Origin of the sequence: Komagataeibacter sp. FXV3 (assembly GCF_015155755.1) — a bacterium.
GTDB lineage: Bacteria > Pseudomonadota > Alphaproteobacteria > Acetobacterales > Acetobacteraceae > Komagataeibacter.
Genome location: NZ_VWPI01000199.1, coordinates 1 through 1,037, shown reverse-complemented (window position 1 = coordinate 1,037; position 1,037 = coordinate 1). Strand labels below are relative to the sequence as shown.

Sequence of the window (1,037 nt, the reverse complement as noted above, 5' to 3'; positions counted from 1 at the left end):
CTGAGGATTGTGACTGGTAACTTACCGTCGTTAACGACGTCGTTATTGACGTCGTTCGGGAGGTAAATATGGCTCAGGAAATCCTGATTGGCGTTGAACGCCGTCGCCGCTGGCCGGACGAACGGAAGCTGGAGATTCTGGCTGAAGTTGGTGTGGACGGGGCAAGTGTATCGGATGTGGCACGTCGGCATGGCCTGACCCGCCAACATCTTTACCAGTGGCGTACTTCATTCCGTCAAAGACTGTCTTCCCCGGATCAGTCTGTGGCGTTTGTTCCTGTTGCTTCCGTGAATGCACCCGCTGTGGCGTCTGGCGATGATACTGACGAGTTGGCCATTGTGCTGCGCAATGGCCGTTGTATCAGGGTGACGGGACATCCTGCCGAAGAGCTTCTGGCACGGGTCATCCGGATCGCGGAGACGGCATGATTGGCGTGGGCAACGGTGTGCGTGTCTATCTGGCCTGCGGGGTTACGGATATGCGCAAGGGCATCTCGGGGCTGGCGGCACTTGCACAGGACAGGCTGCGTCAGGACCCGACATCAGGCGCTCTCTTCGCCTTTCGCGGTCGCCGGGGGGACAGGATCAAGCTTCTGACGTGGGACCGTCAGGGGTTCTGCCTTTATTACAAGGTGCTCGAGACCGGACGTTTTCCGTGGCCCTCCCCGGCAGATGGCGTTGCCCGCCTGACAGCCGCACAGATGGCCATGCTCTGGGAAGGAATCGACTGGAGACGGCCATCCTGGTCGGCGCCCCCCTCTCGCGTAGCCTGATTTTTCGCCATTGCCGCCGCAGATTTCTTTGTTTTCTGGCAGTTTTCCGCTATTATCCAGAGATGGAGCGACACTCTGGCCCCCTGCCTGATGATCTGGAGACCCTCAAGGGCATCATCATGGCCCAGCAGGGCGAGATCGTGCGGCTGTCGGCGTCGGCCCGGGCCTATGATGCCCTTGTCCAGTCGCTCAGGATCCGGATCGCTCGCCTGCAGAAACAGAAATTCGGGGCCAGTTCAGAAAAGATCGAGCGTGAGACTGAACA

At 59.3% G+C, this 1,037-nt stretch carries 2 protein-coding genes and 1 pseudogene; all 3 read left to right on the top strand.

Annotated features, from left to right (window positions below; all coding sequences use genetic code 11):
* The first annotated feature begins 68 nt into the window (after window positions 1-68).
* A complete protein-coding gene (gene tnpA / locus F1542_RS16935; protein WP_082770918.1) occupies window positions 69-428 on the top strand; it encodes an IS66-like element accessory protein TnpA in 360 nt (119 codons plus the stop codon).
* Window positions 425-772 carry an IS66 family insertion sequence element accessory protein TnpB gene (tnpB, locus tag F1542_RS16930; protein ID WP_193734018.1) on the top strand — a complete coding sequence of 116 codons (348 nt, stop codon included), beginning with the start codon at window positions 425-427 and terminating at the stop codon, window positions 770-772. Before tnpA ends, tnpB begins: the two co-directional genes overlap by 4 nt.
* Window positions 773-834: 62 nt before the next feature.
* Window positions 835-1,037, top strand: a pseudogene (locus F1542_RS16925) (IS66 family transposase); the annotation flags it as partial.

Excerpts from the sequence above, each read along its gene's own strand:
- tnpA (WP_082770918.1), top strand. The coding sequence starts at position 69 with ATGGCTCAGGAAATCCTGATTGGCGTTGAACGCCGTCGCCGCTGGCCG.
- tnpB (WP_193734018.1), top strand. The coding sequence starts at position 425 with ATGATTGGCGTGGGCAACGGTGTGCGTGTCTATCTGGCCTGCGGGGTT.